Source organism: Paenisporosarcina sp. HGH0030, assembly GCF_000411295.1.
In the GTDB taxonomy this organism is placed as follows: Bacteria; Bacillota; Bacilli; order Bacillales_A; family Planococcaceae; genus Paenisporosarcina.
In genome coordinates this window covers 2,397,235-2,411,283 of the sequence record NZ_KE150421.1, presented here as the reverse complement: position 1 = coordinate 2,411,283, position 14,049 = coordinate 2,397,235, and the positions used below count along the sequence as shown (strand labels likewise).

Here is a 14,049-nt window from a genome sequence, read left to right as displayed (position 1 = left end):
TCGACATGTTGCACTTTTGCCTTTTACTCAGTTTGAATAATTAATGCAAGAGTGTATCCATGTATTACAGCATTAAAAGAATTGTAAAGGTACATCCAAATGTTGGAAACATGTTAAACTGATAATAGGGGGAATTAACATGAATGGATCAAGAGAAAAGATGTTGTCACTTACCGATTTGAAGATGAATTACGGAAATAAATCCGTCTTAAAAGGAATCAATTTGGACGTTTACCGAGGTCAAATCATTGGCTATATTGGGCCGAATGGAGCAGGGAAAAGTACCACCGTTAAAATCATGCTGGGCCTGATTAATGGATACAAGGGAAAAGTGGAGATTTTCGGTCAGGATATTACTGACGGTGATATTACATATAAGAAAAAAATTGGCTATGTTCCTGAAAATGCGGAACTGTATGAGACCTTAACGCCACGGGAATATTTGACGTTCACAGGTGAGCTTTATGGGCTTGATCGAAAAGAAGCAGAGCACAAAGCACTCGACTTGCTGAGGAATTTCGGACTGGAGAAAGTGTATGACAGCCGCATTTCTTCCTTTTCGAAGGGAATGAAACAAAAAGTCTTGATTATCTCAAGCTTGTTACATGACCCGGATTTATTATTTTTCGATGAACCGTTGAGCGGGCTTGATGCCAACAGCATGATGGTCGTCAAGGAAATGATCACATTGCTTGCAGCTGCCGGCAAAACCATCTTCTATTCGTCCCACATCATGGATGTCGTCGAAAAAATTAGTACTCGTATCATCCTTCTAGTGGAAGGTGAGATTGTAGCAGATGGAACGTTCGAGGAGCTGGTCATGCAAAGTGAACAAGGGTCTCTAGAAGACATTTTCAATCAATTGACGGGTTTTAATGAACATCGGAATATTGCCTTACGCCTTGTCACGACAATGGCGGGGGGAGAGCAGAATGGATAATTTTCGCTCACTGAGAATGCTTGATGCATTTCGTAAATTGTTCATAGCAGTAGGTATTGATTACGACGTCATGCGAAAAATTCTTCAATTGAAGCTTACGATGGATGACCGTCGTGTACCAACCATTTTCGATGGAGCCAATCCAGAAGAAGGAGAAAATCACTTCCTGAAATCATTGGGCATTTATGCACTCTACGGGTTGATATTGATTCCCTTCATCCTGCTTGGTGAAAACTATATGATTCAATTAAGCCTGGTCTTCGGCATCATCATCTTCATCCTAATGACCACCATGATCACCGACTTTTCAACCGTTTTGTTGGATTTAAGGGATAAAACCATGTTGAATAGCCGACCGGTTGACAATCGGACCATCCAGGCTGCCAAGACCATTCATGTGCTAATTTATATGGTGTCAATTACCTGTGCTTTTGTTACTATTCCAGTAGCTGTCAGTTTGTTCAGCCAAGGTCCCTTATTTGCCCTGTTGTTTGTGGGGGTATTAATTTTTGTTAGCCTGTTCGTTGTAGTGCTAACTGCCCTGTTGTATTTGTTGGTGTTGAAATTTTTTGATGGCGAGCGTCTTAAAGACATCATCAACTATGTCCAAATCATCTTGAGCATCGGTATCTTCTTGGGGTACCAACTTATTGGGAGGTCAGTTGAGTTCACCATGTCAGGATTTATTTATCAATTCGACTGGTGGCATCTCTTTGTTCCTGCCTTCTGGTTCGGTGCCCCATTCGAACTGTTGTTGCGCGGGGATTTTTCCACGCCATTGATTGGATTATCCATCCTAGCCTTACTGGTTCCGGTCATTTCATTGATTGTTTACGTGAAGATGATGCCTTCATTCGAACGGAATTTGCAAAAGTTGCTGACTCACTCAAGCAAAAGCAAGAAGAGATGGAGTGGCGTTAACGAATTGTGGGCAAAGATTCTATGTCGAACAAATGAAGAACGAGCGATGTTCCGTTTTGCAGGATTGATGATGGAGAAGGACAGGGAATTCAAACTGAAGGTTTATCCGAGTTTGGCCTTGTCACTTTTCATCCCCTTCCTATTCGTGGTGAATCAAACCCGCTTTAGTTCCATGGACGAAGTTTCAAGTGGGAACGGATACTTATCAATTTACTTCTGTAATTTTATGATACCTGCAGTCATTCAAATGCTCCAATACTCAGGAAACGACAAAGCAAGCTGGATATTCAAGACCACTCCCCTTGAGCAGATTACGTCAACATATAGCGCGACACTAAAATCGTTCATCGTGAAACTGTATATGCCAATCTTCCTTGTCGTCAGCATCGGTTTTACTTGGTTGTTTTCGGTCAGTCTCCTGCCGCAGTTGGTCATTATCTTCCTAGCTGGTATCGTACAGACTCTCGTGACCTACAAACTGCTCGACAATGAGATTCATCCGTTTTCTAAGTCGTTCAAATTCATTAAAGAAGCCAAATCCGCCAAAACTTTATTGCTCGCTTTAGTCACTGGACTCTTTTACGGAGCTCATCACTTAGCATTGAAGGTCCCTTACGTATTACCCATCTATTTTATTCTTCTACTGGGAGCTGTCGTCATCGGTTGGGCACTCATCTTCCCAAAAACATCTTCAAAGCCTTTGGTTAGATGAGAACAGATGGGTATTATTTTGAAAGCTGAGTCAGGGTGTCAGGCACCACACTTATTGGCTTTGTAGCGAAATTCTGTTATCAAAGTAAAAACAGGAAAGGAAAGAAAAATATGAAATTTGTCATCATCGTGGGACCCCAGGCTGTCGGGAAGATGACAGTCGGGCATGAACTGGAAAAGATAACGGACTTAAAGCTGTTTCATAATCATCTGACCATCGAGCTCGTCCATCCATTTTTTGATTACGGCACCGAAGCGGGAAATCGGTTGGTTAAATCATTCCGTCAGCAAATGTTCGAGGAGTTTGCGGTAAGTGAGATGTATGGTGTGATTTTTACGTTTGTGTGGCGTTTCGACGTGCAAGTCGACTGGGATTATGTCGAGAAAATAAGTCGAATTTTCGAATCAAAAGGATCGATAGTCTATATCGTTGAGTTGCAGGCTGATATGGATGAAAGACTTGAACGAAATAAATCCCCTCATCGCCTGGAACACAAACCAACCAAACGAGACATATCATGGTCAGAGGCACATCTGAAAAGCGTAGCTAATAAATTTAGGCTTAACTCAATCGATGGGGAAATTAAGAAGGAAAACTACATAAAAGTTAACAATACGCATTTGACTGCAGCTGAAACTGCGGAGTTAATTAGAAAAAGATTCGATTTATAAAAGTTGCGATAGAAAAGAGGTACACCATTTGGCTACTGAAAAAGAGAAAATGCTTGCTGGTGATATGTACAATCCCGCAGATCCGGAACTGACAATCGAACGGGGGACAGCCCGACTTAAAACCAGATTATTTAACGATACACTTGAATATGAGACGGACAAGAGAGTGAAGATGCTGAAGAATTTGTTTGGCTCAACGGGTAAAAGCTTATACGTTGAACCCACATTCCGATGCGATTACGGATACAACATCCACGTAGGAGAGAACTTTTTCGCTAACTTCGATTGCGTCATTCTCGATGTGTGTGAAGTACGTATAGGAGACAATTGCTTTATGGGACCTGGCGTCCATTTGTATACGGCTACCCACCCGATTCATCCGGCAGAACGGAACACGATGCACGAATACGGAAAATCTATTACAATCGGTGACAACGTTTGGATCGGTGGGCGTGCAATCATCAATCCAGGTATAACGATTGGTGATAATGTTGTCATTGCTTCCGGGGCAGTCGTGACGAAAGATGTTCCAGAAAATGTGATTGTAGGTGGAAACCCGGCAAGAGTGATAAAGGAAATAGAATTTTAGTTTTTTGGTTAATGAAATCAAATTTCAATTAAGGGGACACGGAAATGGAGTACAGAATTGAAAATCTTGATTTTGAAATGAGAATTGTGGGAAAGGGTAAGTCAGTAAAAACAAGCAGGCCATTTAAAATTATTCCTTTGCTTTGGGGCAGTGCAAAAAAAGATGGATTTAGGCAGGAACTAATTGATATGTCATGGGAAAATCCAAAATGCACACTCGAAAGCCTTTTAGGGGTTTGTGGAAAAGAAGCTGCCATAACAGACGAAGATTTTACATACTTTATGGGTGTACGATACGACGGTGAGGCACCAAGTGGAATGGAAACTCTCGTTATTCCTCAAAGTACATGGGCAGTTTTTCCGAACATTCCAGATGCATGGAAACGTTTATATTCCGAATGGGTTCCTACTTCGGGTTATGAACTTGCTAATTTACCATGTATCGAATGTTATTACGGACCAAAACATAAACCAAGACATGAACTGTGGGTTCCCGTGATACCTAAATAAATAGTTGTATCAGTACCCTTGCTGAAATAACCGTTAAAAATCTTTTACATACTTACTGCATGCATGGTCAAATATTAATAAAAACACAAAAAAGGACTGCAATTGAGTCCTTTTTAATTTGCTTAATTATCAATATCGATGTTCAACAGAGCCTAAGACTAAAGAAGACCATACAACGATTATTTCACATCACCTAACCGAATAAAACTTTTTGTATCAGGCGTTTGTTTTCCTATCTTCGGTTTCATAGATACTGTTTCAAGCCTATTTATTCGGGGGCAGTCAGTATGGATGCCCAGCACAAATTTTAATGATATGACTGCAAAACTTCTCATAAAAAACTCCTTTAAGTTCCTTATTAATCAATGAAATAATCTTTATAAATATAAAGTGTAAGTAATAGAGCCAGAGAAAAATACACAATTGATCCGAGGAAGACAAATGATTGACTGGTCACTTTTTTTGTCGTGGCCATTCGAATTCCGGTTTCTCCTTGAATCTGCATATCCATCTGACGACTTAAGGCCCCGCCCTTGTTTGTAAAAATGTATGCCAAGAATATAGCTGCTAACCCGAAGGGAATGGCGATATCAACAAAATTAGAGTCAAATATAAAAGCAGTAATTCCATGCAAACTCCCAATAATTAAAATAGTTACGCTTAAAGTGATAAACTTTTTCAAAACCTCACTCCTAATCATTTTGAAGTATCAGAATAAATTATCGTAGTAATAACATTTTTTCCCTATTATTCCATCTGTACGTTTTGATTCAGCTTTAGGTTTCGGATAAATATAAATGAGAAGAAATAAAAAAAGAGTATTCTAACTATTTATTTTCGATTAATAATATTAATAAAAGGCACACTTATACAATATACAATTTTAAAAATCATTATATTATGTTAATTAATATTCCGAAATATCTAAATTAACAAAAAATAATATAGACTAAACGGATATCTTGTTTTACAATCAAATTGCTTACTATAAAATAATGATAATATCTAACTACTAAACTCACATAAACATTTTGTGAATTAAGTTTTCAGAATTATCAAAAAGGGGATTGCGTATGATAAAGAGAAAGTTTACGAAATTGGCTGTGGTTTCTACATTACTAGCTGGTATTTTAACTGGTTGCGGAGCAGAAGGTGGGGGTTCAGCTAACGGAGACACCATTAAAATTGGTGCGAACTTAGAGCTTTCTGGCGGTGTTGCTTCTTTTGGTTCTTCAATCTCAAAAGGAATCGACCTTGCTGTTGAAGAAATTAACAAAGCCGGTGGAGTCGACGGTAAAGAAATTGAAATTATTAAAGTGGATAATAAATCCGAGGGTTCAGAAGCAACAAGTGGGGCCATTAGATTAACAAGCAAGGACAAAGTTACTGCAATTATTGGTGCAGCTACAAGCGGTAATACAGTTGCACAAGCACAAATTGCGAATAAGAATAAAACAATTCTACTGACACCTTCTGGTACAAGTCCAAACGTAACTGTTAATGAAGATGGTAGTGTAAACGAGTTTGCTTTCCGAACTTCGTTCATCGACCCATTCCAAGGAACAGTGGCAGCTAACTTTGCAGCAAATGAGTTGAAAATTAAAAACGTAGCTATCTTTTCTGATAGTTCAAGTGACTACGCAAAAGGGCTTGCAAAATCTTTCAAAGAAACGTTTGGAGAAGCTGGTGGGAAAATTGTAGCTGAAGAAGCGTACGTTGCGAAAGATACAGATTTCCGCTCGACATTAACGCGTATTAAATCAGCAAAACCAGACTTCATTTTTATTCCTGGTTATTATGAAGAAGTTGGTTTGATTGTAAAACAAGCTCGAGAAATGGGCATTGATGTTCCTCTAATGGGTGCTGATGGTTGGGATTCTCCGAAGTTAGTTGAATTAGCAGGTGCAGAAGCACTTAATAATACATTTATTACAAATCACTATTCTTCTGAAGATCCAGATGAGAAAATTCAAAAATTCGTTAAGAGCTTCTCTGATAAATATGACGGCGCATCACCTGACGCATTTAACGCACTTGGTTATGATTCTGTCTATTTGTTAGCAGACGCAATTGAACGTGCAGGAGATTTAGATACAACTAAGATTAAAGATGAACTAGCAGCAACGAAAGATTTATCTTTAGTTACTGGAAATGTAACAATTGATGAGCAACATAATCCAATCAAGTCTGCAACAATTTTGGAATACAAAGATGGCAAACAAGTCTTTAATACAAAAGTAAATCCTTAATGATTTAACTTGAGATGGGAGGATGGAACAACCATCCTCTCATCTTGTTTTTATTAAGATGTTGAGAATTTATAAGGGAGTGAGAATACATGGAATGGATTCAACAGATTATTAACGGAATATCACTCGGCAGCATCTATGCGTTAATCGCACTCGGCTACACGATGGTTTATGGAATTATTAAATTAATCAACTTCGCCCACGGGGACGTATTCATGGTAGGTTCTTTTATTGGGTTTTATTCAATTACCGCGTTTGGACTTGGATTTTTCCCAGCATTATTATTGTCAATGGTTGCATGTGCAGCATTTGGTGTCCTCATTGAAAGAATTGCCTATAAACGACTTCGAAATGCAACTCGCATAGCCGCCTTAATTACCGCAATTGGGGTTTCACTTCTTATTGAATACGGTGTCATATATGTTAGAGGTGCTCAACCGGAAGCATATCCAGATGTAGTGCCTAATATTTCTTTTGATTTATTCGGGGCTCAAATTAGCAGTCAGTCTATTTTAATCCTTTCTGTATCAGTGATACTTATGATTATTTTGCAATTAATCGTACATAAAACAAAAATTGGTAAAGCAATGCGGGCCGTTTCACATGATGTAGACGCAGCAAAATTGATGGGTATAAATGTTGATAATACGATTTCAGCTACCTTTGCGATTGGTTCAGCTTTAGCTGGAGCCGCTGGTGTTATTTTTGGCGTGTATTATACAAAGATCGAACCATTAATGGGAGTTATTCCAGGGTTGAAAGCTTTTGTTGCTGCCGTTCTAGGTGGTATTGGTATTATTCCAGGAGCAATGGTCGGAGGTCTTGTCCTTGGAGTTGTTGAAACGGTGGTAAGTGGCTTAGGGTTCTCATTATGGAGAGATGCGGCAGCTTTCATCATTCTAATTTTAATTCTAATTTTCAGACCGAATGGCATCTTTGGGAAAAATACACGAGAGAAAGTGTAGGTGAAGGCACATATGAAAAAGATAAAGGGATTCTGGTTATTTATCATTTTATCGGTAGTGATTTATGGAGTTATCCAATTTCTCATCACCGGTGGAGTTTTGGATCTGTTTTATTCAAACACACTCATCTTTATTATCATCAATATAATATTAGCCGTAAGCTTACATTTAGTAATTGGGGTTACGGGACAATTTTCAATTGGTCATGCGGGATTCATGGCAATTGGGGCATACATATCAGCTATTGTAACAATGAAACTTCAGCTACCTTTTGCTCTTGCAATCGTCATGGCTGGTTTGGTTGCTGCGTTAGCCGGAATGCTCGTTGGAATTCCTTCTTTACGATTAAAGGGTGATTACTTGGCAATTGCCACATTAGGATTTGGAGAAATTATTCGGATTGTCTTTCTTAACATTGACTATGTCGGTGGGGCAGCAGGTATGCAAGTTGATCAATTAACTACATGGACAACTTCTTTCGTCTGTTTAGTAATTACGATTATTGTGATTGTGAACTTTACTAATTCCAGACATGGACGCGCATGTATCTCTATACGAGAAAACGAGATTGCTGCAGATGCTATGGGAATAAATACAACTTATTACAAAGTGACAGCCTTTGTTATAGGGTCGTTTTTTGCAGGGGTTGCAGGTGCTTTATATGCTCATAATTTTTATATTATTCAACCTACAAACTTCACGTTTTTAAAATCATTTGATATTTTAATATACGTTGTGTTAGGTGGATTAGGAAGTTTATCTGGAGCAGTTATTGCAGCCGTGCTGTTAACGATTGTATCGACTTTTCTTCAAAGTTATCCCGAAACACGTATGATTATCTATAGTCTTATTTTAATCATTGTCATGTTATACCGACCTAAAGGATTAATGGGAACACGCGAAATAACTGATTATTTTAAATCGCGAAAAAGTTCGAAAGGAGACAACCAATATGGTAAGTAAACCTTTACTTCAGGTACAAAATGTTGGCATTCATTTTGGTGGACTTAAGGCTGTCTCTGATTTTAACTTAGAAATCCATCAGGGAGAGTTAATTGGTCTTATAGGACCTAATGGTGCTGGAAAGACAACTAGCTTTAACTTATTAACTGGCGTGTATGTACCAACAGAAGGTGAGATTGTATTCAACGGAAAACGTTTGAATGGACTGGCGCCATATCAAGTAACCCGTGGGGGAATTAGTCGTACGTTTCAAAATATCCGACTTTTTAATGAATTATCTGTTTTAGATAATGTGAAAGTTGCTTATCATTCATTAGCGAAGCATTCGATGTTTAGCTCGATTTTGCGTTTGCCTTCTCACTTTTCTGGTGAAAAAGAAATGGAAGAGAAATCTTTAGAGTTTCTCAAGCTTTTCGAATTGGACCAATACAAAGATGAGATTGCAAAAAATCTTCCTTATGGTAAGCAAAGAAGATTGGAAATTGCCCGTGCTTTAGCAGCGGGACCTCAATTATTATTATTAGACGAACCGGCGGCGGGGATGAATCATAAAGAAACACACGATTTAATGTCATTAATCGCATTTGTTCGAGAAAAGTTCAATTTAACGATTTTATTAATTGAGCATGATATGAACTTGGTTATGGGTATCTGTGAAAGAATTTATGTGTTAGACCATGGGGTATTAATAGCTGATGGCACACCTGAATATATCCGTAACCATCCTAAAGTGATTGAGGCCTATTTAGGAGAGGAGGTTCCGAAATGACTTTACTTAAAGTAGATCAATTGGATGTTTACTATGGAAATATACAGGCACTAAAAGGAATCTCACTTGAAGTCAACGAAGGTGAAATTGTAACGTTAATCGGAGCAAATGGAGCGGGAAAAAGCACTCTACTAAAAACGGTTTCAGGATTACTTAAGCCCAAATCAGGAATCATTAATTACATGAATTCTTCAATCGCAGGTAAACCGGCTCAAGGCATTGTGAAAGCCGGAATATCTCATGTTCCAGAAGGAAGACGTGTTTTTTCGAATATGACCGTTCTGGAAAATCTGGAGTTAGGGGCTTATTTACGAAAAGATTCAAAAGAAATAAGCAAAGATTTTGATAAGGTGTATGAACTATTCCCACGATTATTTGAGCGAAGAAAACAGATGTCAGGCACACTTTCGGGTGGAGAACAACAAATGTTAGCGATGGGAAGAGCCATCATGGCAAAACCAAAACTTCTTTTGCTTGATGAACCATCCATGGGCCTTGCACCGCTTATGGTAAAGACTATTTTTCAAATTATTGAAGAAATCAATCGTGAAGGTACGACGATATTATTAGTTGAACAAAATGCCAACGTCGCTTTATCCATTGCAAACCGAGGTTACGTAATTGAAACTGGACGCGTGGTCGTTTCAGGGCCAGCTTCAGAGTTACAAGCAAGTGAGCAAATCAAATTGGCATACCTAGGTGGTATATAAGCAATTTTTGAAGGGAGTAGATTAAACGCTACTCCCTTTTTTATATGGATTGAATTAAAACGATGTTTGATAAAAAAATTAAGAAATGTCTTCAATGGGCTTATTAAAAATTGGTTCCTCTAAAGCTCATTATCATGCCAAAAATTTTGTGAAACGTGCAACTCCGACTTATATGGCTGAATTGAATACCCTTGTTCGATTAGCCAGGCAATGATTCCAGGTAAAGCTTTTGTGGTTTGTACACGATCATGGAGTAATACCACAATGTGTTGATCCTTGGCCCGAATGGCTTCTTCCACACCCTTTTTAACACTCGTGATAATTTGTTGGAAATTGTCTTCCGATATTTTCCAATCCAATGTATCGACATCCCAATCCCACATTTTGTAGCCTTCCTTTTTCAGTAAACTACGCATGGCAGACGTTACGTAGGGCTTACTTCCATAGGGGGTACGAACCAACGTAGGCTTGAACCCAGTCAGCGATTGAATCATTTCCGTTTCTTTCTTCATTTCACCTATGAACGCTGGTGCGGATGCATAAACGCTCTTACGGTCATGCGTCATGCTGTGAAGAGCGAGGGTGTGACCTTCATTATAAGTTTGCTGAGTCAATGATTTGAAACTTGAAATCTGATTTCCAACGAAAAAGAACGTGCCCTTTACATTATAATTTCTCATGATTTTTAAATGCTCGGATGTATAGCGATTCGGTCCATCGTCAAAGGTCAAATAAACAATTGGCTTTCCAGGCTCAGCAGGTGGAGTTGGTTTCGGTGATGCAGTTTCGTTACGTTTCTTCTTTATTTGTTGAATAAACTGCGGATGGCTTAGATGGGGGTATCGATCCGTATAAAGTCTTACTGTTAAGATGTCGGATAAGTAATCAACTTTGAAATCTGTGGATTCTCCTAACAAGCGAACTGGAATGTACAGAATATCGTCGATCATTTGGACCGCGTTGTCGGAAATAATCACTTGATTGACTGTCGTTTCAGTGGTTAGAAAATTATAAGAAATGGACGTATCATTTTTTGTGATTGTGATTTGTTTGTCTGACTTTTGAATGTCCGCATACAAATAACGTGACATTTTTTCGAATGGAACCAGTATTTGTGCGTTCTCCAGGCGGACTTCTTCTTTTTCGAACGCTAATAAACGGTCATGCAATGCGATGTACCGATTTGAATCTTCTTTAGCAAGACTGGGAGTTGGCAAAGAAAATAAAATGAAAACAAGCACAACAAGGAACAACATCGGATATGTTAATTTCATCATTCATAACCCCTTTATCTATCAAACTTCTTAGTAAGTGTATGAAAGAAGGTCTTCAGATAGATTCGAAAAGGAGAAAAAATTTTCCGTTCGATTGCTTGAAAAATCGGCTTTAATTCCGAACTGAATGCCAATCTGGCATTTGTTGCATAAGATAGAAAAAGAATTGCAGGAAAGGGGTGTAAGTAGCGATGGGATTATTTATTAATTCAGATAAGCACCCGGATGTTTATAAAAATCATGGGCAAATACAAGAGCCCAATCAATCATTTTTCAAACAGAATCACTTAACTGATTTGTTGGAAGAACAGCAAAAAACAAGTGAAAAATTGCATCAGTCATTTAGTGAACTGAAAGATTTATTGGAAAATCAAGCTACGAAACAAACCAATCAGTGGAAGTTTTTCCAACATGGATTCAATGAGCAAAAGAAAGTGAATTACCACCATGAAAAGGTTGAAAATCAAGTGTTGGATTGGTTGAAGAAACTAGATGGAAAAAGTGAAGCTTTACAAACAACATTGGAAAATGAAACGTTAGGCAACAATGATTTAATGAATTACATGAACCAGCTAAGCCTTTCAAATCAAGAGGTAGCGAATCGGTTAGACAAAGTAGGGTTGAGAAATGAGCAACTGGAACAAAAGGTTGATGAGCAACTGATTCTCCAAAAACAGATGGCGCATCAAATGAATGCCCAAAAAAATACTCATACGGAAGTAATGAGCCGGCTTGATAACCAGGAAGCACTGACGGAAAAAATCTTAAGACAAGTTGATCATTTCCGATCCATCCTCTTCGAACGAACGAATTATTTAGCAGAAAAAATTGACACAGGGTATAACTACACAACCTCTTATATAACAAAACTGTTCACAGGGTCAGACCATCCATTGACACATTTTGTTATCAACCAAAAATCAAAAGACAACGAGAAAAAGAAGCCTTGAAGAAAAAGCGTAAGACGTGCCTGGCAAAGGGACGTCTTTTGTGTGTTTTGGACGTGGAAATACTATGAAATGATTGAAATCGCGAATAGAAAGGCGAGAATCGCGAATAGAACTTCCAAAACCGCGAATAGATCCCCATCTACGACCTCAAAAGATTGACAGATGACCTTTTTATGATTAGAATCCTTAGTGGCTTACCTGTTTATCAGGCAGAGCGGGTTGGGAGAGGGCTAATTTTATAGAAGGTTGAAAACATGTTTAATTGGTTTGACCGATTTTTCGGTCTTAAAACGAACGGAACGACGGTAAAGCGGGAAGTAATGGCAGGAATCATCGGATTTTTTACGGTGGTTTACATCATTGCGGTCAATGCACTTATCTTGTCTGAAGCGGGAATGCCGCTCGAAGCAGCGATTGTTGCAACGATTGCAGCTTCTGTGTTCGGATGTCTGATTATGGGCTTCTGGGGGAATGTTCCAATTTTGCTTGTACCAGGAATGGGAATCAATGCGTTGTTTTCCTATACGATGGTTCAATCAATGGGTCTTTCCTGGCAGGAAGCACTGGCTGTTGTTTTTGTGTCTGGCGTCATTTTTGTGTTCATTGCATTTACGCCTTTCTCGAGAATATTAAGTGCTGCTGTACCGCATTCACTCAAAGAAGCAATCACTGTCGGTCTTGGATTGTTCCTTATGCTAATTGGTCTAGAAAAAGGCGGCATCGTCGAAAAAGGCTCAAGTTCCATTTTGGCACTTGGGTCTTTGGGTGAAGCACATGTGCTTGCGACTGTCTTGACGTTTTTAGTAGCAATCGTGTTGTTCATCCGCAACGTACCTGGGAATTTTCTCATCACGATTGTGTCCGGAACCATCATTGCGTATTTCTTCGGATTGATTGATGTCAATCAGACAGACAATGCCTCTTTAGGCTTGGCTGACGCATTTGGTGCATTTGGTGCACTATCATTTGAGAATTTCCTGTCCATGACATTCTGGATTGCAGTATTTTCGCTGACAATGGTCATTGTCTTTGAGAACATTGGGCTAGTCCATGGGCACGTTGGATTTATCAACCGTCCAGACAGATTTAGTCGTGCGTTTCAGGCAAACTCAGTGTCTGCGATGATGTCCGGTATTTTCGGTACGAGTCCGACTGTTGCTTCTGTTGAAAGTGCTGCCGGAATGGTAGCGGGTGGTCGAACAGGACTGACAACCGTGACTGCAGGATTGTTGTTTTTAGTGGCTGCGTTTTTCATTCCGGTTATCAAACTGATTCCGGATAGCGCCATTGCACCGATTCTAATCATTATCGGCAGTTTGATGCTGCAGAACATTCGCAATCTCGAGTTGAAAGACTTGAGCGAAAGTTTCCCTGCACTGTTCATCATTGCAATGATTCCGTTCACTTATAGCATTGCTGATGGCATTGCAATCGGCTTCATCATGTATCCAATCCTGAAAATTGCGATTGGTAAATGGCGAGAAGTCTCGCCGGCACTTTACGTTATTGCAGGATTGTTCCTGATGAATTTCGTTGTTCATGTCATAGGCTAATTCAAAAAATGCACCCGCATATAAATAGCGGGTGCATTTTTCTATTTTAATCTCTTAACTGCTCAATAAAGGCATCCAATTGATCGAACGGTCCTGCCAACCCGTGTTGAATGACTTCATGGGCATCCTGGAATACGGAATGCTCCTCTTCAGTGGCAGAGACTGGAATCCCTCGCATGGCTAGGACGGTTTTGCTGTTTTCATCTTCGTCAGTAACAATGATAATAACTGAATAAATACAAAGTTAACCATATAAATGAAAAAAGCCCAATAA

At 39.1% G+C, this 14,049-nt stretch carries 14 protein-coding genes and 1 pseudogene; 12 read left to right on the top strand and 3 right to left on the bottom strand.

Features of this window, described 5'->3' with window-relative positions:
- Positions 1-139: 139 nt before the first annotated feature.
- From HMPREF1210_RS11505 to HMPREF1210_RS11485, 5 genes and pseudogenes are all read left to right on the top strand, one after another.
- The gene (locus tag HMPREF1210_RS11505; protein WP_016428863.1) at positions 140-940 is read left to right on the top strand and encodes an ABC transporter ATP-binding protein; all 801 of its coding nucleotides are present in this window, start codon (positions 140-142) and stop codon (positions 938-940) included.
- On the top strand, positions 933-2,573 hold the full coding sequence (locus HMPREF1210_RS11500) for a hypothetical protein (RefSeq protein ID WP_016428862.1): 1,641 nt from the start codon (positions 933-935) through the stop codon (positions 2,571-2,573). The genes HMPREF1210_RS11505 and HMPREF1210_RS11500 overlap by 8 nt, the downstream gene beginning before the upstream one ends.
- A gap of 110 nt (positions 2,574-2,683) precedes the next feature.
- The gene (locus HMPREF1210_RS11495) at positions 2,684-3,244 is read left to right on the top strand and encodes an AAA family ATPase (protein ID WP_016428861.1); all 561 of its coding nucleotides are present in this window, start codon (positions 2,684-2,686) and stop codon (positions 3,242-3,244) included.
- Positions 3,245-3,272: 28 nt separating this feature from the next.
- Entirely contained in the window at positions 3,273-3,833 is a 561-nt protein-coding gene (locus HMPREF1210_RS11490; protein ID WP_016428860.1) for a sugar O-acetyltransferase, read from the top strand.
- Between the two features lie 32 nt (positions 3,834-3,865).
- Positions 3,866-4,342, top strand: a pseudogene (locus HMPREF1210_RS11485) (GyrI-like domain-containing protein); the annotation flags it as partial.
- A 358-nt stretch (positions 4,343-4,700) separates the two neighbouring features.
- Here HMPREF1210_RS11485 and HMPREF1210_RS11480 read toward each other — a convergent pair.
- On the bottom strand, positions 4,701-5,024 hold the full coding sequence (locus HMPREF1210_RS11480) for a hypothetical protein (protein ID WP_016428857.1): 324 nt from the start codon (positions 5,022-5,024) through the stop codon (positions 4,701-4,703).
- Positions 5,025-5,415: 391 nt separating this feature from the next.
- Between HMPREF1210_RS11480 and HMPREF1210_RS11475 the strand changes: the two genes are divergently transcribed.
- From HMPREF1210_RS11475 to HMPREF1210_RS11455, 5 genes are all read left to right on the top strand, one after another.
- Positions 5,416-6,591: an ABC transporter substrate-binding protein gene (locus tag HMPREF1210_RS11475; RefSeq protein ID WP_016428856.1), complete on the top strand. Its 1,176-nt coding sequence runs from the start codon at positions 5,416-5,418 to the stop codon at positions 6,589-6,591.
- Positions 6,592-6,680: 89 nt separating this feature from the next.
- Positions 6,681-7,556, top strand: coding sequence for a branched-chain amino acid ABC transporter permease (locus HMPREF1210_RS11470; protein ID WP_016428855.1), 876 nt, complete (start codon positions 6,681-6,683; stop codon positions 7,554-7,556).
- A gap of 12 nt (positions 7,557-7,568) precedes the next feature.
- Positions 7,569-8,519, top strand: coding sequence for a branched-chain amino acid ABC transporter permease (locus HMPREF1210_RS11465; protein ID WP_016428854.1), 951 nt, complete (start codon positions 7,569-7,571; stop codon positions 8,517-8,519).
- Positions 8,509-9,288 carry an ABC transporter ATP-binding protein gene (locus tag HMPREF1210_RS11460; RefSeq protein ID WP_016428853.1) on the top strand — a complete coding sequence of 260 codons (780 nt, stop codon included), beginning with the start codon at positions 8,509-8,511 and terminating at the stop codon, positions 9,286-9,288. Before HMPREF1210_RS11465 ends, HMPREF1210_RS11460 begins: the two co-directional genes overlap by 11 nt.
- Positions 9,285-9,998, top strand: coding sequence for an ABC transporter ATP-binding protein (locus HMPREF1210_RS11455; protein WP_016428852.1), 714 nt, complete (start codon positions 9,285-9,287; stop codon positions 9,996-9,998). Before HMPREF1210_RS11460 ends, HMPREF1210_RS11455 begins: the two co-directional genes overlap by 4 nt.
- A gap of 119 nt (positions 9,999-10,117) precedes the next feature.
- On the opposite strand, the gene HMPREF1210_RS17395 is transcribed toward HMPREF1210_RS11455, so the two are convergent.
- On the bottom strand, positions 10,118-11,275 hold the full coding sequence (locus tag HMPREF1210_RS17395) for a polysaccharide deacetylase (protein WP_016428851.1): 1,158 nt from the start codon (positions 11,273-11,275) through the stop codon (positions 10,118-10,120).
- Positions 11,276-11,463: 188 nt separating this feature from the next.
- On the opposite strand from HMPREF1210_RS17395, the gene HMPREF1210_RS11445 reads away from it, so the two are divergent.
- Positions 11,464-12,222 carry a hypothetical protein gene (locus tag HMPREF1210_RS11445; protein WP_016428850.1) on the top strand — a complete coding sequence of 253 codons (759 nt, stop codon included), beginning with the start codon at positions 11,464-11,466 and terminating at the stop codon, positions 12,220-12,222.
- Positions 12,223-12,476: 254 nt separating this feature from the next.
- A complete protein-coding gene (locus HMPREF1210_RS11440) occupies positions 12,477-13,775 on the top strand; it encodes an NCS2 family permease (protein WP_016428849.1) in 1,299 nt (432 codons plus the stop codon).
- Between the two features lie 46 nt (positions 13,776-13,821).
- Here HMPREF1210_RS11440 and HMPREF1210_RS18515 read toward each other — a convergent pair whose 3' ends face one another.
- Complete coding sequence (locus HMPREF1210_RS18515; protein ID WP_255349287.1) at positions 13,822-13,953, bottom strand: hypothetical protein; 132 nt, start codon at positions 13,951-13,953, stop codon at positions 13,822-13,824.
- Positions 13,954-14,049: the final 96 nt, after the last annotated feature.